The organism is Bacillus sp. FSL K6-2944 (assembly GCF_038005385.1).
Taxonomy (GTDB): Bacteria; Bacillota; Bacilli; order Bacillales; family Bacillaceae_G; genus Bacillus_A; species Bacillus_A cereus.
In genome coordinates this window covers 920,539-943,603 of record NZ_JBBOTE010000001.1, presented here as the reverse complement: position 1 = coordinate 943,603, position 23,065 = coordinate 920,539, and the positions used below count along the sequence as shown (strand labels likewise).

Below are 23,065 nucleotides of genomic sequence, written 5' to 3'. Positions count from 1 at the left end.
TTGCCTTCCCCCTTTCTTGTTTAAATATCTTCTTTATAGATTGCTAGGCCAATTGGATTGAAAGGCGAAAACTTACTTGTGAATGGAGAAACTGCTGTTGTTGGTAATGTGTAGCGATATAATTGCGCCATTTGATAATTAGCTAGAATTTCACCACCAGGGTATTCCTTAAAAGTTACAGTTTTATCTTCCGGATTATAATCGTAATCCGTTTTAGGAACTTCTTTACAATCCATGAATAGATTCAATGTATTTTCTTTTGGTTTGTGCTCTAAATGGAATATCTTTTTAGTTCCATCGCCTTTACCAATCACTTCATCTGTTACAGTTTTTTCAATTTCAAGCTCATCTGCTTGTTGAATATTTTTTGGGTGTACTGCGTATACATCATCAAGTTTCCCTACATATCCATCATTAGGATGTACGATATAAATTTGTGATAAATGGTATTTACCGCTATACATAGAAGGATTAAATCTCCCTTGGCCACTATCGATATCGGCATTATGAGTTATAAAGGCAAGGTAATGCTGCTGATACATAGATCCAGTTAATGATTGAGACAAAACAGGCGTAAGATTTCCACCAGATGTATTTTCGCCATAATCCATATTTGCATTACCAATTTTCTTTGTAGAATTACTGAATTCTTCCCCAGAACGGCAGCCACCCATAATAATTAAATTCTTTTGCGGTTTATTATCAAATGTATACATTCTTCCGATGTACAATGGAACAAATAATGCTCGTACAGGGCTTGGTGTTGGATCAATTCGCATAAACATTACAACACGATCTTTATGAGCGTTACCGTACATGTATACAACGGAATCACGTTTCCAGTCCTTTGTGAATCTTTGCTCCGGTGTCAAACTTAGTACTGTATAGGGAGAAGCGTTCACAAAATTGATAGATGTAAAAATTTCAGCCAGGACACTATTTGTGCTCTGTACGGTAAATTGCGTCTTAGCAGGTAGTATTTCTGTTACATCGCTACCGTTACTAGATTCTAGCAAACGAGTACCTGAAATTTTTATGTTGTCTGCACTTGCAGGAGCAACTTTGAAAATAATTGTATCCCCTGTGAACGTATAGTTGTTTGCATCTAAAATTGTCCCGTTTTTGTATACTGCAAAACGGCTTTCATCAAAATCTGGGTATGGTAATTTAAAAGCTGTTTTTGTACCATTACCATTTCCTAAATCTGCATCTTGATCACTCATTTTCACTTCCTTCTCAATAAAGTATCGAGTATAAGTGAAGAAAATAATATCATTCGTTGGTTCATAGGCATCGTTAGCTAAACGATATTCCCCCGTAACTCTAGCTCCTTTTGCTACTGGTGTATTAAATTTAATTAATCCTGTTCTACCATCCACTGTATATGTGTTTTTTTCTTGATAGATACTATTTATATAAACAAATAAGGAACTAGCAATGATTGGAGAAGTAGGAATAATGAAGTCTGTTTTCTTTCCATCTCCCGTTCCGAAATCCCCTAATCGCGATTCAGTGGCTACATATCTTGAATCTGCGAAATCAGAATCAGTAGTATCGTATGCAACTGCAAAACCAAATCTTCTACGCTCCAAATCACTTCCAGCGGATTCGAATAATCGCACATCTATGAATTTGCTGGTTTCTCTTCGAATACGGAAAAATAGATCACGTTTCCATCCGTGATCTACAAATAACTTTTCTAATTCAGTAGGTAAGGTTTGTAAATTTACAATTTTATCGAACCACATTTATATTCATCCCCTATATAGTTTTCTCGAAAATACCTAATCCTGCTGGACGATATGCAGTAGCTGGCATCTTTGTAATTGGTGAAATTGCATCTACGGTAAAGAATCTGTAGATGTCGTGTGTATCTGGACATGTATTTTTTCTAACTTTTAATTTATCTCCATTTAGCAATCCTAACGGGGAGAGAAGTACAACATACGGCATATAACCACGTACCCCTTCATCTGGATGTACAATATAAGCCCTAGATGTATGAACTCTTCCGCTATATAAAGATGGATTGAATTGATACTTATATTCGTCATTATCATGGCTTTGCCATGCTGTAGGATATTGGCCACCATTAGCACCTTTCCGATCAGGTGGCATAATATTACTTGGTATATTCCATGCAATATAATGCGCTTGGTACCTTGCGCCAAAACGGGAACGTTTAATAATTACGTTATCAATGCCGTTACCTGGTGATTTAGGGTATTTCTTTGTGCGTGGCATATAGTTCGATACGTCCCTAAATGGCGTTTTACTTTCAAAATTAAAGCTGTGAGATGAGCTTTCTCCACCTTCATCGTAAGCAGTTCCAGCCCAAAGAGCATCTGCTATGGTGTCGTCATTTCCATAGCTTTCTAAGCGTCCCATGTATACTGGGGTTACAGGGACAGTATTATTTTCAAATGCTGGCGTTTTATCTGCTTGTATTAGTAGGACAACTCTATTTTTATCAACTTGTCCTGTAATACGAACTAAAGAATCTGGCCACCAATTTGTATCAGCGTCTATATTTAGCAATTTAGGGTTTCTCAAAGTAGATTTAACCCAAGGCGACATCATTAAATCAGGCTTATCTGTATAGTCATAAACGGTATATGTATAAGGTCTTCCGTTGTTTATTTCTGTTTTTTCTGTAGCTATCACTTCGGCCAATTCTACATCTATAATGGATTGGAACTCTTTCTTGTCCTCGGCTCCCATAATAACTACATTATCCTCTTGATAGCTTGGTAGTTTTTCAATCATATATAAATACATACATGAACGATCTTTATATTGTGGGTTGTTTTCTAAGTATGTTTTAAATGCAGTTTTACCATCAGGCTTAGAAAAATCGATGTCTAATTGAGTCTTTGCGGTCCACTTCCAAGCTTGAACAATTCCGTATAAACCACCATCACTATTTTTTAAAATTACATGCTTTGCAGCCCAATAATTATGAACAGGGTCGTCCGATTTCGTAGCTTTATAAATAACCTTGTAAAAGCTGCTTACTTTCTTCCATCCATTTTCAATCATGGTGTTTATTAACTCCATATGGAATTCTGCTTCTGATACTATTTTTTCAATATATGCCATAGGTTTGACGCTCCTAATCTCTTAATAGTTGATAATTCAGTTTTACTACTTTGGATGTTCCGGTTATATTGTGGTATTCGAACTTTAATACAGCGTTAGCCGGAATAGGTCTAATAATAGAAAAATTGAATCCTTCTGGTACGTCTTTTACATAAACATTTTTAAATATTTGTTTTCCATCGATAAATAGATTCCAATAATCACGATCACTATAACTTGATGCAGCTATAGAAAATGCAATTAACTCTGTATCGAACGGTAGTGAGAATTCATCTTTTTTTACTGCATCATCTATTCCAATTCTTCTACCTTCTATATACGGTTCCGTTTTTGTAGGGAAATAAGGAGCGTCAAATCTACCGCCCGCCATATATGTAACAGCAAAACTCATGCTATCCCTCCTTTATGATAAAAAATGCAATTCGAACCATACTGTTTTATCAAGGATGCCTTGATTTTTAAATGAAAATTGAACCGTACTTCCTGCTGCTAAAGGTTTATAAATCATAAAGTGCATACCTTCAGGAATATCCTTGGTATATATGTTTTTACAAATCGTTTTACCGTTTACAATTAAGCTCCATTTATCATCTAATTCATATATAGATGCACTTACACTTATTGCATACAGCTCCATATCTGCAGGTACAGTATATGTAGTTTCATTTGTTTGGAATGAAAAAGAATCCATAATGAATCCAGGTATGAATGGTTCTGTTTTAGTTGGATGAAAAGGCGGATCTAATCGACCACCGGCTAAATAGGTTGTTTCAAACAAGAGTAATCACCCTTTTTCGTGTATTAAAAAATTCCCGTGCATCATCACGATACATCGGGAATTGGTAAATCAGACAGCATACCGTTACCTTTGTTTAGAAGGCGGGGCTGCACACGTTCTAGCTGCTTTTGCGCATTATATATTAATTGTAGCTCCATCTCTTTTCCAGTTACTTTATGTGAGACAAGGACCTTTTCTAGCATACCTTGTGCGTTGAAAGCCAAATCATAGTGTAGGTATTTATCGCCATCGACTGCAGATAGGCGGGCACCGTCACGAATAAGTGTATATCCTTCGGTCATGCCTTCTTTAAATACGTCATTTGGATCATTCCCGGGCATTGGTTTACCACCGTTATAAATTTGCCTATCGATTAAGCCCTTCATCAAATACATGATTGGATCATATAAGTTTTTTTGCATTATCATAGAATCACCCCTAGTTCACCCTCGTAACAGACCAAGTTTTTGCTGGTCGTTGGATATAATAGTGATCTTTGTCTTGATTTACCCGAGGAAATGATAAATCTGGTAAGGAACCATAATCGAACAAGATATTGTTCTGCGTATCCAGTACTTGCAAACGTCCTGTAAGAATCCCCTTAGGATTTCGAACTGCTTCAAATACGATAATATTCACACCATATTCAAGTGGAATATCAACATATGTTGGATTGTTTCGGATGAAATAGTTTTCTGCGACTAATTTATCATTACAGTAAATATTTAATAAGTCCCCATCCTCTACATCCCAATCCCAAAGTTTCAATCGTAATGTATCTACATTTACTGTGATACCAGTTATATCTGTATATGGGGCTGGTTCATAACCGTAATTAACAGTTAAATCTAAAGTTTGATAGAATCCATCATCTGCAGAGATCATTGTATTAATCCCTTTAACAAAGTAATTCCATTGTTGGCCAGAATCTCTATTGTAAACAGAAATAACATCAAATAATTGAACCCTTGGATCACCTATTACTGCGACTGTTAATGTTCTGAACTTCTGAATCGCTTTTAAATGATAAGCTGCAGCAACCGCTCTTCTTGCAAAGAACGTTGTCGCCCAAGGAACTTCTATCATTTCCTCTCGTAAATCACCCTGCGATACATTTTTTAATAGAAATGAATTAAGAAATCCGTTTGCGTAATCTCCACATTTAACAACAATACTGTTACTTATGTCCTGGTCAGTTAGCTGCATATCTAAAGAGATAAGATTTTCACCTTCTCTAAAACTAAATTTTGCAGGTTCGTTAATTGCATAGTCCGGCATCTTCATGAATGTGCAACTTCCATCCGGTTCATGTTTTATATAATGGAATGTTGTATCTATAATATCGCGTACAATTTCATCCCACTTTTGAAACCTCTTACCAGTTGCTCCCTCAACAATCCAACTTTGATTGGTACCAGGAATGTTTACTCTGCTACCGTGCAATGTAACTCCGGCTTTTTCAAAGAAGAATTTCACCACATCATAAACATTACCGGTTGGTGCTACAATCTCATCTGATCCTGGCGTTGGGATAACTGATTTGTGTAAAACTTTTTTATATGATGTGGTGCAGGTGACAGAGATTGTCCCACTTTCGGCATTTACCTTCACATCAGATACAAAACCATGTATATACGGTAAAGCTTCTTCACCGTATCCGATAGACACCTTAAATTCAGTCTGCGGATATAGTTGGTTTGTATTTGTTACTTCACTGTTATAAAACCATTCTTGAATAGAAGAGAACTTACCATACCAGTTGTCAGGAGCCATTTGACCGTATTCATTCGCAAAGGTAATAGTAAATGTACTAGCAAACTGGTCTGCGTTCTCCTGCACTTCTAAGCCTATTACACGATGTTGTATTTGTACGTAAGAAGAAGAGTCTCTTCTTTTCATATAAACAATTAAAGTAGGGGAGTTATTCCCAACTTGGAAATAGCTCCCCAACATTCTAATTAAAGAAATAGATCCTTCTCTCACATTCCATCAACTCCTATTCCTGCTTGTGACATGGATATTAATTTGCATTTTGCTATGACCAACGTTCCTTTTCGTATTGCATCTACTTCATTCGGCGGTATTATACCCCCATAGGTACCGTAATCGCCAGTAATAATATGTGGGCGGTATATTTCCCTCATGAAATCACGCCAATATCTGATATCGTTAAATAAAATATTGAATTCTACTTCGCATCCTTTATTCCCGTTACTTTGGAAACGGGGATAACCATGCATAATATTATAGTTTTTTAATCCGTCTAATGATTTAGGCATTTTTGTTTGCTCAATCATTGCGATGTTTGGGACGAATCCAAAAGCGTAATAATGAACGTCACGTATATAAGCTACATCTGCACCGCCATAACCGCTTGTTATGAATTCAATTGTTTGTGGTCCTGCACCAACAAAAATTTCTCTGGATTCCCAGGCATAGGCACCTCTTGCTCTAAATTTTTCAATACCATTTACCCGAACAATAAAGTATTTATCCGGTAACATACCATCAGAACCAATAGGAACTTGGGACATAAAAGAGAAGTTATATGTCCCAGGCCATGAAAAATTAATAGTATATGTAATTGTACTTTTTAATTCTGTAGCATCCCATAAGAGGTGATATGAACCGGCTCTTCTATGCAATGTTTTTAATATACTCATACATTTCGCACCGCCATTCCCATTAGATCATCAGCAACTACGTTTTGTAGCAGCTTTCTCATTTTTACAAAGTCGTCTGCAGATTGTAGTTTTTCAACAGAGACTTTAAATGTAGCATTTTGAATTGTTACGCCATTATCCGTTTTCTTCTCAACGCGGGTTTGTCCAGCAAATGGATGTGCAGTTTTACCAATTAAATCAGCAGAACGTGCGCCCATTTGTCCAATTTGATTAGATACATCGGTTACTAGTTTCATTGGTTTAGGTGGAACGACAGCTTTATTTAATAGTTCAGAAGCTTTGTCTACTGCAGGAATCATTTTTTCCATCCCTACACCAAGACCTTCTGTAATATAGCCCCCGTATTCCATCATTAACCGGGATGGGCTTCGGATACCAAAGAACTTTAATACGGCTTTAGGTATTCCCGAAACAACTCCTTTAGCTTTTTTTATAAGCCAATCTGCCATACCGGACATACCTTCACCAATACCGGCAATGATATCTTTTCCCCAGCTAACTGCATCTTTTGCTACATTTTTTACTATAGAACCAACTTTACTGAATACATCCTTTACAGTATCTACAACCCCTGTAAATGCACCAGTGATTGCTTTCTTTATAGTTTTAAAGTTACTAACAATAAATTCTTTTATACCGCCAACAACATCGGTTATTGTGTTATATAATTTGTTGAAATTAGTAATTACAAACCCAACAAATTCACGAACTGCATTAATGATTGTAAACTTTATAAAATTCCAAGCTGATTGAATCACATTTTTAATTGTGTTCATAACGCTAGAAATAGTATCTTTAATAGATTCCCAAGAAGATTTCACAAAATCTTTTAAGAATTTTAATACTGTAGTAAAGGTTGATTTAATTGCGTCCCAAGCTTTTTTTACAATTTCCTTAATCGTGTTAAAAACACTGGATATTGTATTTTTCATTTTTTCGAATTCGGTTTTTACGTACTGCTTTATTATTGCTAAAGCCATAGAGAAAATTCTTTTAATAGCATTCCATCCAGTAGAGAAAATTTTCTTCCAGGTGTTAACTGCCTTTTGGGCACTATTCTTAATGAATTTCCATGTGCCATCTACAATTTTTTTCAATCCATCTAATGCAAATTTGAAGATGAATTTAATAGCATTCCAACCGAATTCGATTATATTTTTCAACAAGTTAAAATACCATTTAACTATTTTTACATAGCCATCCCAAGCTTTTGAAAATATTTTACCTATGAATGACATTGCAGAACTGAATACCTTTTTCGTACCTTCCCAGAATCCAGAGAAGAACTTACCTAAACCATTCCATGCCTTTTTAGCACCTTTTACAGTTGCGTTCCAAGCCTTAGAACAGGCATCGCCAATCCATTTAACTGCTTTCTTGGTGTACTTTACGATGTCATCCCAGTTTTTATAAATTAGATATACTAATCCTACAATTGCTAGTATGGCAATCGTCCAGGGATTCATCAGTAAGGTCATCATGGATCTACCCAACAGCGCTAGGGCTTTCCCGATTCCACCAAACATACCGATAAGTTTAGGGCCGACTTTAAGAATACCTGTAAATAATAATGGTACTTTAGTAAGTATCGGTACTAGGAATCTTAATGAACCAACAAATGCACCAACCCCACTTGTCATAAATCCCATCATGGCGACTAATGGACCTAAGACAGCGACCATACCTAGAATTGCTACAACACCAATTTGAATTGGCTTAGGCATAGAACTAAATGCTTTTGCAGCAACTTCTACCGCTTTAATAATTGGAGGGAGTGCCACTTCTGCAATATCTAAAATAGCTTGTCCTAATGGTTCTAAAGATGCCATTGTAGTACGCATTAACTTTTGCCAACGAACACCAAAAGCTTCTTGCTGCGTCTTCTGCATTTTTCCCATTGTGCCCTCGACATCGCCTAACGCACCATTTGCATTATTAAGACCTAAGACAGCTTGAGCACCCATGTCTTCCCATTTTGTACCGAATACAGCAACACCAAGTTGGTTTGCTTTTACTTTATCGTCCATCTTACCTAAATCACCTAAGACGGCATTAAACACATCTGCAGAAGTTCCTTTACCTTTGTTGAAGTTATCCCAGACCTTTTGTGTTTGGGGTGACATTTCAGCAAAGGCATCAGATACACCTTTAGAACCATCCTGTACCCGAATACCGAACTCTTTTACAAGGTCGTTAATGTAATCGAGATTATAACTGCCATCACGAGTCCCGTTTGCCATAATGGTAAACATCTCGTTAGCAGAGAAGCCGGCTTGTTTGTACAATGGCGCATATTCGGCCACATTATCAAACATTTCATTTGAATAGTTCAAACCTTCTTGTCCACCAGCAGCAAATAAATCAAATGCTTCTTTGGAAGAAATACCAAATTGATTCATTAACTGTCCTGCACCACGAGTTACTTCATTGATATCAGAATCAAATGTTTTCCCCAATGTCATAGCGCTTTTTGTAGCTTCTTCTAATTCTTCGTGAGGAACGTCTTTCATATTCTGATACACTTTTATAAGAGACTGATCCACTTCTTCAATACTTTGGCCAAATCCATCTTTCCAAGTTTCTTTTGCGATTTTACCAAGGTTTTCAGCACCTTTTTCAGTAAGACCTAAAGAAGATTGGATGTTTCTTTGAGAAGTATCGAAATCAGAAGCTACTTTTACAGCTGCAGCACCGATACCAGCTAAAGGTAAGGAAACGCCCGTTGTCATGTTTGTACCAACATCTTTCATTTTGTTACCTACATGACTAATTGATTCCCCTGCCTTTTGAAACTTATCATGCATTCCATTTGCGGTTTTTTGTACACGATCTTCGAATTGTTGTAAATCTTTATAAGCGCCTTCTGCTTTAATACCAATCGTTCCGAACAGTTGGAACATTTCAGCTAACATTTACGCACCCCCTTTCACGGGGCCGATAACCATTTTATTCTTCATCGTCTTCTTGGAAGTGAGCCATGATTTGAGCAACATGCGCTTCACACTCTTCTTTCGTCCATACTTCACCTATTTCATAAGATGATTCTTTATCATCCTGGGTGTCAGTTAGCCCAAAGGCTTGAAGATAATCATTAAAAGTAGTACCTTCTTCAAGTTGACGAGTTTGAAAGCCAATGAACGCCATCTTCTTCCACTCATTTAGTTCTTCTTGCTGCTCTTCTCGTGCAATTAAAGAAAATAGGTCCATTAAACGCGAATACGGTATAGATAAGACATATTCATCTGTCCATCCATACCGCTTTTGGATCTTGTCGAAAGCACGTAACATGTTTTGTTCGGCTTCTTCTAAATATTCATCTGAATTTTCATTTACGCTTGAATCGGAGCTGCTGCTGGAATTACTGCTGATTGGCTCCATTTCTCGCTCTGAACTTTCACGAGTCCCTTGACCTGGTTGAAAAAAGTCATTAAGTCTTCACTTTCTAATAGGCCCTGTATAACAGCAACCATTGCTTCCGGAGGGAACTGTCTAAATTCTTCTGCTTTCACTTTTAATAAACTAGCAAAGAACTCTGTAAAATCATCTTCGCAAGCAGGGATCATCGTTAGAACACGGAAAGCAAATTCTAATCCTTTTTGTTGTTGCTTCTCTTTAAGTGCAGATAATTGCGCTTGTTTTTCTTCTTCTGGAAGAGATTCAGCAGCTTTAGTTAGTTCATCCATTTCTTGCTTATCCTTACCGAAACCAGCAAAGTTAGCCATTGCACTGCGTCCAACCTTTGAGATGATTTTTGCAAATCGCCAAACGTCCGTTACATTTAATCGGCGCATTGCTACTTTTTCGCCTAGGATTGTAATTTCTGTACCGGTATTCATCATTTTTTCTAAAATAGAAGCCATTTTGTTCTCTCCTTTTAGCATTTAGCTCGTTTTATGTAATAGAAAACCGACTACCATTTATGCGGTAGCCGGTGCTTTTTGTACTGTTGTTTTCTTTTTCTTTGGTAAATAAATTTCGTATGGTGGTGTAGTTGGTGCAGATTCACTGTAATGACCAATAAATTTACATTTCAAACCAACCGTTCCTTTACCGTCTTTAAGATCTACTTCAATAGAGGAAACTACCATTGCATTACGAATTACAAAAATAACTGGTAGCTCACTACCCGAAATCATACCAATGAGTGCAATATCATGATAATTTGAATCTGGAATATCATTTGAAGGTTTCATAATATCGTATTCTTCTTCAGTTGTACTATCTACCGTCATACCAGGTAAAGCTAACTGCAGGTTTTCTTTTGTGAACTCTACTAATGTAAGTTCTACATGTGGTTCATCTTTTAATAACCACTTACCACGCACCATTTTACCTAGCACACCATCAATATCTGCATCATAATACTCACGATCAAAACCCACTTTAGTTCCGCCTGTAGTCGCTCCTACAAGTTCACCTAATTCTTTTACACTTTTAAATCCTTTGTACATGACACCAGGACCGATAACAAAATTATCTGTAGTCCCTTCACGGACACCATTAATTAATTTCCAGCTCATTTGTCCTACCCCCTAATACAAGTCCGTTCGCATGGTTCGGACAAGAAATTTTGCATTTATATGAATGATAGATGGGTCTTCATCCGGTACCGGCAGTTTCCCTGCACGATGTATAGAAAGTATCCCATCATCTTTTAAACCCACTTCTCTATCTAGTAACTTCTCAATACGTGTAGCAATTAACTTTGCCTTATCATAATCCCCATTATCACAATACACATCGAAATTTAGAATCATACGATCTATAATTTCAACATCATCCGGATTATCTGCTTCAATTCTCATCACTACATAAGGCATTTCCATATCATCTTGTGCAGTTTGGAATGAAAGAGCAGGCCCTTTGTCCTCGCCTTCACCATACTCTGATAGATTATCTTTTATTATCTCATCGTTCTCTACAAGCATTCTAATAGCTGCAATAGCGTTAGACATGTATTACCCTCCCATCATTCTTTTAAGTTCTCTACGTTCTTTTTCAAACGCTTTTAATAGGAATGGACGGGCTTCCATATGACTTGTACCAGTTTCAAGCCATATTGCTTTTTTCAAATCGCTCCCTACTGCACCCAATACCTCTGATTGTGACCGTTTAACATTGTATTTAATCGAATTTAACAAGTCACCGGTACGAACAGCAGGAGCTTCACCTGGTTTAGAAGCAGTATATTTACGACTCGTATGAGGTATTTTGTATTGCTTACCGCTACGGCTACCTGTGAGATTCTTCTTAACTTGATTTTGTAAATGAATAGATGCTGCTGTGACTTTTTCAACACACATAGCGTTAATATGCGTCTTTACTTGCTCCATATTACTTGAGTACTCAATTTCTACTGAATTCGCCATATAGAATCATACCTTTTCGCAATAAATTTCAATGTGATGATTCATAAATGCAGGATTACGCGGCTCTCCTTTTACTTCAAATGTATAATCAACACCCACATCTTCATTTTTGAAATGAATAAGATCATTGGGTTTAATTATGTAAGAAGCAGGTGCATATATCTTAAAGGTTGTATCAAAATTTTGTTTATCACGCTTAAATCTCTCATTATCAGTAGCAGAATTAGTAGTTACACGGCAAATCATCTTCTCGTAAACGTCCACTGGTACTTCCGCATAGTTACCAGCGGATTGTTTCTTTTTCATTTTTCGTTTTACTACTACCTCATGAATATATAAATCATCCATATCACCATCATCGAAGTACGTATTCATGTAGCCATCACCGGCTTAACTCTTGCTCTAAACCCTTTTAAACCATTGAGTATCTTATTGTTTGTTGCTGGTTCATCCAGCGTTTCTGGGCTAATCTGGTACGAATAATCGCCAATACTCTCCGATGTCTTCATACCTTTTCGGTGTAAGTTAGCACGAACTACTGCTGAAACAACCAAATCAATAATACATTTCTTCATAAGTACCTGCAGATCATCATAATCTTGTATCTTATATTCGAATTCATACATTTTATTTTCGGATAAACCATAAACAATACGGCCATTTACAGTAATAGAATCGGTCATATCTTGTTTCGAACTAACATGAGTGACTTTTGCTATATATTCAGCGGGAAAAGAAAGCCAAGCTAGTTTGCTTGTTTGAATGACTTCTTTCATTGGATTCTCCGGCTTAACTCTTAAATACTTTCTAACAATAACTGCATAGTAATCTATTAGTTCTTGAATTACTGTATCAGGCATCTTCTGCACATTTACGCGGTCTTTAATGTCCTGCAAGGTAATATCCATTATGTTTCTTTCTCCTTCTTATCGACTTCTTTTACAAGTTCAAAATGTCCAGTACTTACAAGGTAATCAGCTTTTTCATTTGCAACTGTTTCTTCTTGGCCATTCTTAAACTTTTGTCCATAAGCGGTGTAAGTGCCACCGTATCGCAGCGTAACTACTTTCATAATTAACACCCCTTTCACGAATGTAAACTATCACATGAAAGTTTACATTCGTATTGTTGGTTTTATTGTCCCTAACTCGTTTTCTATTAAAAACAAGAAAATAATAAAAAAGTATACATTCAAAACCCTAATAACAAAGGGTTTATTCCCATAAAAAATACGCCTGGATATTAAGCTCCAAACGTATCCGGAATATTCGTTAGGATTGCTACTGCATCCATTTCTTGAATTACAGCATCGTCATCAAAGTGAATTACATAGAATCGTTTATCTTCCATTACTGCAGATTTACCTTCTGTTGTTTTACGAATGCGAGTTTCATAGGTGTTAACAGCAATAAAGTTACGTGGATCTGCAAGAATAATAATGTCATCTGATAAAGAAGGAACTGTAACAATCCCATAACCCATTGGTTTATTTACTTGATCGCCAGCTCCTAATAACGCAGCGTCTCCCGCTCCAGTTGGACGGTTTGTTAAATATTCAATCCATTTTTCTCTACGATTTGGTGACATAATCCAACGTAGATTACTATTTTTATATTTATTTGGCATTACACCAGATAAAGCAAAGAGCGAACCTTTACCAAATCCATTAGCTTTTGCTTCTTCCCCTGTACCAGTTACTAGTTTAGCGTGGTCAATAATATGCGATTCTTTTGATTTTAGAATCTTCTTCAACCAGCCATCGTTAATTGATAAAAATGGATCAGATGATTCTACATCACCATTCCAGTGTAAGTCCTCTAAATCAATACCTGTTTGAGTTGACATAAGTGTCATTACAGTATCTTCAAAGCCTTCACCTTCAATATTTTCACGCAGCGTTTCTTCTGTAATTTCCCAAGGTAGACGAAGTGCTTTTGTATTGTATGGAATAGTTGATGTATTAACACCTGCACGGTAATCCTCATCTTTATTCTCTGTTTTCTTACGTAGAATGCGGCCGCCAATACCAACTTTATCAAGTACACCTTGTTTTGCTTTACGCATCTCTTTTCGATGTAATTGAGAGAATGGTGTTGCGTCAAATGCCATTCTAAAGAATTCTTTGCTTTGCTCTGGATTTAATAAGCCAGAAGAAACTGAACCTGTAGTAATTGTCTTTTCAATTTTAGATAAACGATTTAATAATTGTTGATTGTTCATATTGTTTATTTCTCCTTATATTACAAATTTAAATTTGAGAATACTGATTTTTTTATTGGTTGTTGTCCTGGTGTAACTTCTTCATCTGGATCTAAACCTTTACGGATAGAAGCAGCATTTTCGATATTTTCAAGCCGCTTTGTAATTGGTTCTAATGCTTTTTGAATAACTGCTGCAGCTTTTTCTTCCTCTGTTTGCTCTTCTGGCGTCGGTTCTACCTCTTCACCATTCACCTGTTTTTCAATCTTTTCTAACTTAGTAGCTAGTGGTTCTACTGCTTGTTTAACAATCTCTGCAATATCTTCTGCTTTCATTTCATCTTCCTCCTGTGGTGAAGCAGCTTCTTTTATTTCAGTAATTAAAGCTAATGCTTCATCTAATTTTGTATGATTCTTTTGGGATAATACTTTCCCCGCTTTTTTAATACTTTCTAAAACGATGCTTTCTGCTTGTACACTGTCTTTTGATTTCGCAATGGTATAACCACCTTTAATAGAAGAAAGTATGTCCTTCATATCATCAAGAGCAGCCGTCATTCGGTCGATATCGGGGTTACTTTCCCAAATCTCCCAATAAAACACATCTTCAAACAAATTAAATACAGCTCGTAAATCACGCTTTTGTTTTTCATCAATAAAACGATCTTTCACTTCGCCTTTTGTAATTTTGTGAGTTTCACCTTTAACGAAATCTAACATCTTTCGAATAAGGCCTTTATCTTCATGAGTAAAATCATCAGTCTTAGCGATTTCTACACGTTCACCAAATCCACCCATAGAAAAACCGGTAACTTCATCTTTTTTAATTTCTTCCCAGGTGTCTGCATCATCAACACGAACAGTCATAAGCCATGTTCCCGCTTGTACTTCTTGTTCGCCTACTGTCATATCACTTTTAGCAATCCAGTTTTCAACAACTGTCCCTTTACCAGCGATTTCATCATGTTGCTTGTCGATGTGTTGGTAATTTTCCATAAAGGTATAAGCAGCCTTTTCAATTTCTTCTGCGGTCATTTTATCCCCGTGTGAATCTTCTACATCCGGTTCATATACCACACCTGTAACAAGCTGCTTCTCTTCCTCTGTTTTAAGGATTGGAACTTGTTTTGATATATTTGGTTGTTTAGCAGATTCACTTTTCATAATGGCGAATTGACGCCCATTAGCGCCCTTTGTAACTAATGAAACATAGCTGATATTGGCGTTTTTTAGTTCGTATCCCATCGTTTTACCTCCTCCCTATAAATATTGGGGTTCCACTGTCAAAACGCATAATAGCCAATTTAAAGCCGCATACGTTTTGACGATGAAACCCCAATCAAATAGGTGTATTTTATTACTCTTCTGAAATCATAGTGCAGCGGCAATGTGGATGAGCTGGCGGGCACATCTTTCCATTACTAAATAGATCATCAATATCTACCGTTTCTCCATGTAAACCACCACATTCTTTACAAACACGCTCATCGTTTCCTGTAAGCCATGTTTTCTTATTTCTATTTGCGCCCTTATAAGCAATTAAATTGCCGTAATTCATGGCATATGTTGTTTCTGTACGTGCAATCATCATTGCTCTGTAGTTACTTGCTTCTGACATCACATCTGCAATAGAAACACTTAATGCATCGACACCCATTCCCTCACTAAGATTCTTTAACATCGTTTCCCTTAATCTATCTTTAGTAGTTTCATGGATTCCCTTTGCCAATTCGAATGCGTAAGCAGCAACCCATTTTGCAGCGACGTCACCAATTGGATCTAATACCATCCAAGTTAGTCCGTTTGATGCAATGGTACTTTGGACGAATTCCGTTACATCATCCTGTAGTGTGTCCGTGACTTCATCAACAAACATTTGTCGTTCTTCATCCCAATCGACACTATCAAGAAATTCATCAACTTCTGCTTCTGCAATCACAAGATCAATCTCTTCATCTGCTTTATTAATACGAATTACGGGAAGCAGGTTTAAGAGCCGTTTTCCCTGTTCAGAAAAAAATCAGCTACCTTCTTTTGCATAGCTTTCTCTACTTCTTCATGCTTTTCCCTAAATGCATTAATAGCAATTAAGTTATCTTGCTCATTATCTGCAGCTTTTGCAATTGGTTCTATTTGAGAAACGGATGGACCACCTTCAAAGAATGTATCTCCATCTGCTACAGGTTCATAACCTACTACTTTACGAGATTCATTCCGTGTTAATATACGTTTCTCATAACCATCTGCCGCATATTGCATATCAGCTTCACGATCATCTGTATCAATTTCGTTTAATTTGAAATGCCAATCTAATCCACCAAGTATTTCAGCAAATACACGGAACAATTGATAGTTTAATCGATGTTCTAATATTCCTTGTCCAGGCTCAATAATAGAACGCTTGTACATCTCGTTCATTTCTTTAGCAGTTGTTTGTCCTAATGAGCCTGTCATAGCCCAGCCGATACGATAAGGCGGCACACGATGAGCCACACATATCTCCATTGCGCTATCCTGCTTATATAAACGAAAACTGCCTTCTTTTACATCTGGACTAACTTTTTCTAATCTAGCTTTTGCCCCTGGCGGTACGGGGACAACGGCCAATTTATGATGTTCTCCTTTTGTTTCTGCAGAGAAGAATGCTTTTAGTTCATTTTCCGTTCCATCATCTATTTCATCAACGCCCTCAAGAAATAGCAGAGCATCCGGAATTGTCTTTCCTGTAAAGAAGTTAATATTGTAATCTCTTACTGCTTGAGATCCAACTATCGAGCCGATAGAACTAACGTAATTAGGTATCCCATAATAAGAAGAACGAGAACCGAATTTACGAATAACAATTACTTCTCCAGCTTTTTCTGTTCCGCTTTCTGCAACATCCTCTGCATTTATCGCACTACCATCAGCAAGACAGAAATTATCGGGATAATTGAACTTTTTAAACCATCGTTCTTTGTTATTTACAATTTGAGCAAATCGGACTTTATCCTTATGAGCACGAACCGTATGCGCCGGAATATGGTACAGTTCCGATGGTTCGTTTTTTTGATTCCGAACAACTTCGATAATCCCCCAGCCAACGGTTTCATAATCATCCCATACAGCTCTAAGAATTTCTGAACTCGTCATTTCTGGATTACAATTCCGCATAAATTCTTTCAACCTTTTATATTGCTCCTGGTTCGCTTCTTTCACTTCTTCAAAAGGAGCAAAGTCGAAACCAACCCCTGCAATATCATCGACTTTTGCGCTAATACAAGCAGAATGGATTGGATTACTTTCCTTTATTTCCAACAGCACTGACATATCATAAGGTGGTTTAACCAACCCTTTATCGCCATATATTTGCGCGAATGGATCTACAGTCATTTGCTTACTGTTGTCTTCCCTATTCTTTGGGTCATCTGCCGTTTTATTAATACCAAATACTTTTACATTCTTTATGGTTTTCTTGTCGCTCATATCGTTTGTGTGTCCTCCTTTCTTCTATTAATAAAGAGCAAAAGAAATAGCGGAACAATAAATGTCCGACTACACTCTTTTAACCTTCCCACCCATAACTACTTTCGGTTTATAGAAGGCTAGAACTATAGCATCTGCTCTATCGGGTGATTGCAATCCGCGTTTCTTCATTTCTTCTTTTCGCTCTAATGCAATCTTACCTCTACTTGTTATTCTGTATTTACGGCTAGAAAATTGAGAAATCATTTTTTCATCATTTGGAATCTCCATTGTAGGTTCTTCACCCTGCATAAATGCTTTCATATTCTCTTCAAGTAAATCTCTTACTACGGCCCAACCTTCTGCACCTGCATTATCATAATGTTCATCATCAAGCGGCTTCCCGTTATTCACAACCGGATATACTTTGAATGGTAATCGTTCAGATTTAATAACTTCTTTTAACCTGTCCGTAACACCACCACCAACACCACTATCATCGACTTTTATATCAACTCTTTTTAACTGCTTGTACTTTACCATGTATTCTTTAGCTAATTTCAATACGTGGCCAGCAGTTTCCATAGTATCTTGTTTATAGTGGTTTAATAGTTTAAAGACTTTATTTCCTATCCTTGGAGCAATTACAGTTTCATCATCACCAAATCGGGCAACGTCAACACCTAAATCAAGTGTCTCACCAGTTGGCTCCACTTTACAAGATGCTGCTTGCTCTACAATTTCTAGCGGAATAAAGGCATCTGCTTCTGCTTTAGGAAATTCACCAAGTACACGTACACGCCAAACATCTGAACCCTCACCATATTTCTTTTTCAATACTTCTATATTGTCTTTACTGGTTCGAGGGCTATCTAAGCTAGATACTTTATGTATTTTATATAAATCCCTATCACGATTATGAGAATCATAAAATACACCACTTGTTCTTGTTGGGTTTCCGCATAAAAACAATTTATTTTCTGCACCAGATAAAGTACCGAGTATCGCTTCCATAATAGGATCTGCTATACCAGAAGCTTCATCACATACAAATAACATATAGTCTTCGTGGAAACCCTGCATATTTTCCGGCTTAGTTGCTGTTCTAGCAGTAGCAAACCAACGTTCTTCACTACCAATCATGTATACTCGCGTTTTAGTCCATTTAAGAAGATTTTTAACCGCGCTGCCTTCTAACCACTTTGCTATTTCAGCCCAAAGTACAGTAAATAACTGCTCTTTTGTAGGAGCTGTACAAATAACCTTTGGATTCGGCCTACAGCAGAGGAACCAGATAACAACAACTGACTCAAGACCTGTTTTACCAACACCTTGGCCAGAACGAACTGAAACCTTTGGACTTTGTGCCAAATCCATAAGAACTTTTCTCTGCCATTCATCCGGATAAAAACCAAGCATATCCTCGGCAAACGCAACTGGATCATCCCAATAAACATCGATAATCTCCATAAATTCACTAAAAGCAGTATTACTCATTAGCTTCAGCTTCCTTTTGCTTACGTCTGCGCTCTGCTATCTTCATAAGAGACTCTTTCCAGTCTTCTGTATTCTGATTAGTATCACCATCAACTTTAATAGCAGCGATCTCTTTCTTGAGTTTCTCAATTCGTAGTTTTTGTTCTTCTGTATTAGCTAATCTATCGTATTTTTCAATTAGATTTACTAGCGTTGACATTGCTTTCGATTGAGCATTTAAGAAACTAGCTTGTTTATCCCAAGCGAATTGAATCTCCCACTCTTCTTCAAAACCACTTTCGGTAAGTTTATTTTTCCGCAGTTCTTTGGTCATGTCTTCATTGTCTCGAACGAACATAATACGTTGAGCATGAATGATTTGAGTGTACTGCAGCATAATACTGTCCCAAATGATTGTTAAAGAATCGTTGTTAACAGCTTCTTTTAATTCTTCTTTTAAATCATATATTTCTTGCGGCAAATACTTTCTATACAAACCATGTGTAGCTGCATTACCATTACGTAGTGGAGCAGCGCCACCGGAATTACCGACAGCGTTTTTATTGCCCTTTTTTGCTCCACCACGATTATTTACAGCATTCTTATTACCTTTGGGTGCTCCTGGTTTCTTTTTGGAGTACTCCGTATCTTTCTTTGGAGTACTCCGTTCATTTTTATGGAGTACTCCATTTAATTTGTCTATCCATTCATCTTTGGATTTCCATCCGCCAATCGTTTTTTCACTTACGTTTTTTTCAGATATAGACAACAATTCAGCAATTTTACGATTCGTAATATCGCCATTATGTTCTTTAAATATTTCATACGCTTTGTTACGGTCTGGACTTCGTTGTCTGGCCATAATCACATAACACCTGCCCCCTTATCCAATTGCTTGCACTTCCTTCTCTAAACACTCAATGCATATTTGAGCATTATCCGTATTTACTTCACGGATATATGTTTTATCAAAATGAGTAATAGTTAATGGCATTTTTAATGTCCACATGCAAGGCTCATTACAAACAGAGCATGTAGGAACGTTTATAGTTTCTTTTTCCATTTACACCACCTCACGATAATTTCTTTGTATTTTATTGTTAATCTATTAATTTAAATGTAGTATTATAAGTAACTCATAATAAAAGGAGCTGATACATATGTGGAAAAAAATCAATAATTACAAATATCATTTAAAAGATTTAAAATTTATGATTTGGCTATTCCCCATCATTGGGCTAATATATGCTTGTGAATTCTTCTATGGGCTAATGTTCCATCAAGAATTTCATTGGACTAAATTAATATTTATAGCAATTATGCTTATAGGATTTTTAGATATAAAAAAGAAAATTAGAAACAATGATTATAGAACAGATTGAATTAACAAGCGATCTTGAATTCATTTTCGAATCTTACTTATATAAATCATTGTCAGGAGAATCTGCAGGTTTGCAGGTTCTTTTTTTAAAAATAAAAAAGCAGCGGATTCGCTACTTTAGTTGTTTCTTATTTATAAACTGAAATCTTCTAATGATTTATCTATCTCATCTTGTTGGATTCCTATATAACGTAATGTAATTGATGGAGCAGAATGATTAAAGATTGTTTGTAGCATTACTACATCTTTTGTCTTTTGGTAGTAATGGTATCCAAAAGTTTTTCTAAGAGTATGCGTTCCAATTTCATCAAGCCCTACTTTTTCAGCAGCAGCGTTCATGATTCGATAAGCTTGAATTCTTGTGATCGGTTTCCCTGTCTTTTTAGAAGCAAATAAGCAATCTGTTTCGTTCATTCCACTTACATACTCATTTATTTTTTCTCTTAACGCTGTATTGATAATGAAACGTTTCTCTTTTCCAGTCTTCTGTTCTTTAATAACAATGTGAGTTCTTTCTTTCACATCATTTACATGTAACTTTAATAAGTCACTAATTCTTAGACCTGTATTGATTCCCATTTCAAATAAAAACAAATCACGATAAGATTGGCGACGTAAAACCTCTTTCACTTCTTCTAGTTTTTTCTTATCTCGAATTGGTTGCACAAACTTCATTCCTTACCCCTCCATACGTTATGTTATATTAGATGTATCTTTATTATACAATATGTTACATAAAGTATGGTAGTTATTTTTAAAATTAGAAAGAAACGTTGATATAACAGCATTTCTCTTCATAAATCTAATGTAACAAAATATATGATGTGTTACATTAGATCATTTCCAAATCACTTTTACAATATTTGGTTTGTGTTGAGTTTGTTTTGTTAGAACAAGGTAAATCTATCAATTCTATTAAATCCGTTAATTTAACTATTACATATTAATATTCAACTCATATACTGTAGTAGTTTACTAAAAGACCTGCGGTAGTATGTCAACTGAGAAATAACAAAGTTTAAAGTTGCCAAAGGTCAATTTGTTTAAAAAAGGCATCACGAAACTAAACCAGTAACGAATGTAATTTACTGGAAAATAATGAAAGGTAGCGATGACAAAAATTTATGTCATTCTTTCACACACCTTCCAGGCGTAAAAAGTTGGTGGCTACGTAGTAGCGCATCCACCAATCGCACAAATTTTCTTGCGGTTAGAACGAGTGCACGTTTGTGTTGATGTTTTGGTACTTCATTATATTTTTTCACGTAATACTCTTGATAATCTGATACATGCTTTCTTACTGAATTGGCGGCTTCAACTAAGTAATAACGCAAGTAATGATTACCTGTACGGGATAATGAAGTATCTTCAGCTGTAAAACGACCAGATTGGTGCTTTCGCCAGTATAATCCAGCGTATTTGGCTATTTTTGTTTCATCGTCAAATCTTTCGATTTGGCCAATTTCAGCAATGATACCGGCAGCGAAAACAGGACCTACTCCAGGAATAGATTCAAGTGTTTGGGTCAAACCAGCCATGATTTTTTTAATAGACTTTTCTAATTCCTTGATTTGCTGTTGAAACGTACGAATGACTGCGATGGATGTACCTAAGATGACATCTATTGAATCTTCTACAACCTTATCCAAGCGATAAGAAGCTTTCACAGCTTTTTGAATGGATGCTGCTACGCATTTTGGATCACCAAAACGGTTTCGACTTTTTTCCTGTAGGAACTCAGCGAGTTCTTCTAAAGGCATATTAGCTAGTTCCTCTAAGCTGAATTTTTCAAGAAATAGTTCTGTCATGGCGCTACCAAATACGGAAGTATCCACCTCTTGTGAAAATGTATTACATTTAAAACTTAGGTGTTGAAGAAAGTGTTGTTTTTCTTTCGTTAACATTTTGACAAGTTGGTATCGTGATCGAGTTAATTGCTGCAGTGCCACGTACTGGCTTTCTTTTACGATAGACATTTGATTGCGGCCAAATCGTAAGTAATCAGCAATGACATAGGCATCAATCTCATCGGTTTTATTCATGTCAGAATAGCTTTTCTTAAAATTTGCGACTTGCTTTGGGTTTAGGAGAAATACTTTTGCTCCAAAACGCTGTAAATCTATATCATGGTGAAGAAACATAGAAGGATGAAAGCTGTAAACAGAGGTGGATTCTAGGCCAATCTTAAGGATGTCGACCTCTTTCCCTGCAACACACTGTAATAATTTTTCTTTGAGTGTAGTAGCTCCTGGTAGGTCATTACTGACCGAAAAAGAATCCAGTTTTTCTCCATCACCATTTAAAAAGCAAACTTTCATATCAAACGAACTTACATCTAAACCAACAAATAATCTCATGTAAGAGACCTCCCTTCTATATTAGAATCATTTCTTGGACGTCTCGAGATATCTCTAGTGTGTACGCCGACCAACAACCTCGTGTATGAGAGCTAGTCCTGAATCGAAAGCCGCCCTAGAGCTACTATCATCTAGGTTCGAGGGGCAGGCTGCTCAGCCTGCGAGTAGGGAGTCCCGCACGTTCACTGAGAAACACTCTTCAAATGTGGTAAATCCACAGGAGGTGAAAGAATTGTCCCAAATGATCCTACAATCATTATCTAGAAATATCTTGAGACG

General features: G+C 36.6%; 26 protein-coding genes. 1 reads left to right on the top strand and 25 read right to left on the bottom strand.

Annotated elements, in window-relative coordinates:
* Window positions 1-20: 20 nt before the first annotated feature.
* From MHH55_RS04950 to MHH55_RS04840, 23 genes are all read right to left on the bottom strand, one after another.
* A complete protein-coding gene (locus MHH55_RS04950) occupies window positions 21-1,748 on the bottom strand; it encodes a hypothetical protein (protein ID WP_078186918.1) in 1,728 nt (575 codons plus the stop codon).
* Window positions 1,749-1,761: 13 nt separating this feature from the next.
* Window positions 1,762-3,099: a hypothetical protein gene (locus tag MHH55_RS04945; protein WP_078186919.1), complete on the bottom strand. Its 1,338-nt coding sequence runs from the start codon at window positions 3,097-3,099 to the stop codon at window positions 1,762-1,764.
* A 13-nt stretch (window positions 3,100-3,112) separates the two neighbouring features.
* Complete coding sequence (locus tag MHH55_RS04940; RefSeq protein WP_017673856.1) at window positions 3,113-3,490, bottom strand: hypothetical protein; 378 nt, start codon at window positions 3,488-3,490, stop codon at window positions 3,113-3,115.
* A gap of 12 nt (window positions 3,491-3,502) precedes the next feature.
* On the bottom strand, window positions 3,503-3,877 hold the full coding sequence (locus tag MHH55_RS04935; protein WP_017673855.1) for a hypothetical protein: 375 nt from the start codon (window positions 3,875-3,877) through the stop codon (window positions 3,503-3,505).
* Window positions 3,878-3,921: 44 nt separating this feature from the next.
* Window positions 3,922-4,305 carry a hypothetical protein gene (locus tag MHH55_RS04930; protein WP_017673854.1) on the bottom strand — a complete coding sequence of 128 codons (384 nt, stop codon included), beginning with the start codon at window positions 4,303-4,305 and terminating at the stop codon, window positions 3,922-3,924.
* A gap of 10 nt (window positions 4,306-4,315) precedes the next feature.
* On the bottom strand, window positions 4,316-5,860 hold the full coding sequence (locus MHH55_RS04925) for a hypothetical protein (RefSeq protein WP_078186920.1): 1,545 nt from the start codon (window positions 5,858-5,860) through the stop codon (window positions 4,316-4,318).
* Window positions 5,857-6,540, bottom strand: coding sequence for a hypothetical protein (locus tag MHH55_RS04920; protein WP_078186921.1), 684 nt, complete (start codon window positions 6,538-6,540; stop codon window positions 5,857-5,859). Before MHH55_RS04920 ends, MHH55_RS04925 begins: the two co-directional genes overlap by 4 nt.
* Window positions 6,537-9,473, bottom strand: a complete 2,937-nt coding sequence (locus MHH55_RS04915) for a phage tail tape measure protein (protein WP_078186922.1) — start codon at window positions 9,471-9,473, stop codon at window positions 6,537-6,539. The genes MHH55_RS04920 and MHH55_RS04915 overlap by 4 nt, the downstream gene beginning before the upstream one ends.
* Window positions 9,474-9,507: 34 nt before the next feature.
* A complete protein-coding gene (locus MHH55_RS04910; protein ID WP_078186923.1) occupies window positions 9,508-9,939 on the bottom strand; it encodes a hypothetical protein in 432 nt (143 codons plus the stop codon).
* Window positions 9,891-10,421 carry a hypothetical protein gene (locus tag MHH55_RS04905; RefSeq protein WP_000146557.1) on the bottom strand — a complete coding sequence of 177 codons (531 nt, stop codon included), beginning with the start codon at window positions 10,419-10,421 and terminating at the stop codon, window positions 9,891-9,893. Before MHH55_RS04905 ends, MHH55_RS04910 begins: the two co-directional genes overlap by 49 nt.
* Before the next feature lie 57 nt (window positions 10,422-10,478).
* Window positions 10,479-11,081: a hypothetical protein gene (locus MHH55_RS04900; RefSeq protein ID WP_000118570.1), complete on the bottom strand. Its 603-nt coding sequence runs from the start codon at window positions 11,079-11,081 to the stop codon at window positions 10,479-10,481.
* Window positions 11,082-11,093: 12 nt separating this feature from the next.
* The gene (locus tag MHH55_RS04895) at window positions 11,094-11,516 is read right to left on the bottom strand and encodes a hypothetical protein (protein ID WP_000063400.1); all 423 of its coding nucleotides are present in this window, start codon (window positions 11,514-11,516) and stop codon (window positions 11,094-11,096) included.
* Between the two features lie 3 nt (window positions 11,517-11,519).
* Window positions 11,520-11,930, bottom strand: a complete 411-nt coding sequence (locus MHH55_RS04890; RefSeq protein ID WP_000024034.1) for an HK97-gp10 family putative phage morphogenesis protein — start codon at window positions 11,928-11,930, stop codon at window positions 11,520-11,522.
* A gap of 6 nt (window positions 11,931-11,936) precedes the next feature.
* Window positions 11,937-12,305, bottom strand: coding sequence for a hypothetical protein (locus MHH55_RS04885; RefSeq protein WP_078186924.1), 369 nt, complete (start codon window positions 12,303-12,305; stop codon window positions 11,937-11,939).
* Window positions 12,302-12,838 (bottom strand): hypothetical protein, encoded by a 537-nt coding sequence (locus MHH55_RS04880; RefSeq protein ID WP_078186925.1) that lies wholly within the window; start codon window positions 12,836-12,838, stop codon window positions 12,302-12,304. The genes MHH55_RS04885 and MHH55_RS04880 overlap by 4 nt, the downstream gene beginning before the upstream one ends.
* Window positions 12,838-13,002 carry a YqbF domain-containing protein gene (locus MHH55_RS04875; protein ID WP_000869888.1) on the bottom strand — a complete coding sequence of 55 codons (165 nt, stop codon included), beginning with the start codon at window positions 13,000-13,002 and terminating at the stop codon, window positions 12,838-12,840. Before MHH55_RS04875 ends, MHH55_RS04880 begins: the two co-directional genes overlap by 1 nt.
* A gap of 170 nt (window positions 13,003-13,172) precedes the next feature.
* Window positions 13,173-14,150 (bottom strand): major capsid protein, encoded by a 978-nt coding sequence (locus MHH55_RS04870; RefSeq protein ID WP_078186926.1) that lies wholly within the window; start codon window positions 14,148-14,150, stop codon window positions 13,173-13,175.
* Window positions 14,151-14,170: 20 nt separating this feature from the next.
* Window positions 14,171-15,373, bottom strand: a complete 1,203-nt coding sequence (locus MHH55_RS04865; protein WP_078186927.1) for an XkdF-like putative serine protease domain-containing protein — start codon at window positions 15,371-15,373, stop codon at window positions 14,171-14,173.
* A gap of 112 nt (window positions 15,374-15,485) precedes the next feature.
* Window positions 15,486-16,004 carry a phage head morphogenesis protein gene (locus MHH55_RS04860; protein WP_078186933.1) on the bottom strand — a complete coding sequence of 173 codons (519 nt, stop codon included), beginning with the start codon at window positions 16,002-16,004 and terminating at the stop codon, window positions 15,486-15,488.
* A gap of 113 nt (window positions 16,005-16,117) precedes the next feature.
* Complete coding sequence (locus MHH55_RS04855; RefSeq protein ID WP_078186928.1) at window positions 16,118-17,593, bottom strand: phage portal protein; 1,476 nt, start codon at window positions 17,591-17,593, stop codon at window positions 16,118-16,120.
* 69 nt (window positions 17,594-17,662) lie between these two features.
* On the bottom strand, window positions 17,663-19,069 hold the full coding sequence (locus MHH55_RS04850; protein ID WP_078186929.1) for a DEAD/DEAH box helicase family protein: 1,407 nt from the start codon (window positions 19,067-19,069) through the stop codon (window positions 17,663-17,665).
* The gene (gene terS / locus MHH55_RS04845) at window positions 19,062-19,910 is read right to left on the bottom strand and encodes a phage terminase small subunit (RefSeq protein ID WP_078186934.1); all 849 of its coding nucleotides are present in this window, start codon (window positions 19,908-19,910) and stop codon (window positions 19,062-19,064) included. Before terS ends, MHH55_RS04850 begins: the two co-directional genes overlap by 8 nt.
* Before the next feature lie 21 nt (window positions 19,911-19,931).
* A complete protein-coding gene (locus tag MHH55_RS04840; protein ID WP_078186930.1) occupies window positions 19,932-20,111 on the bottom strand; it encodes a hypothetical protein in 180 nt (59 codons plus the stop codon).
* A gap of 97 nt (window positions 20,112-20,208) precedes the next feature.
* Between MHH55_RS04840 and MHH55_RS04835 the strand changes: the two genes are divergently transcribed.
* Entirely contained in the window at window positions 20,209-20,430 is a 222-nt protein-coding gene (locus tag MHH55_RS04835; RefSeq protein WP_000265602.1) for a hypothetical protein, read from the top strand.
* A 131-nt stretch (window positions 20,431-20,561) separates the two neighbouring features.
* Here the strand turns inward: MHH55_RS04835 and MHH55_RS04830 are convergent, their stop codons facing one another.
* A complete protein-coding gene (locus MHH55_RS04830; RefSeq protein ID WP_078186931.1) occupies window positions 20,562-21,104 on the bottom strand; it encodes a site-specific integrase in 543 nt (180 codons plus the stop codon).
* 452 nt (window positions 21,105-21,556) lie between these two features.
* Window positions 21,557-22,786 carry an IS110 family transposase gene (locus MHH55_RS04825; RefSeq protein ID WP_340880302.1) on the bottom strand — a complete coding sequence of 410 codons (1,230 nt, stop codon included), beginning with the start codon at window positions 22,784-22,786 and terminating at the stop codon, window positions 21,557-21,559.
* Window positions 22,787-23,065 lie beyond the last annotated feature (279 nt).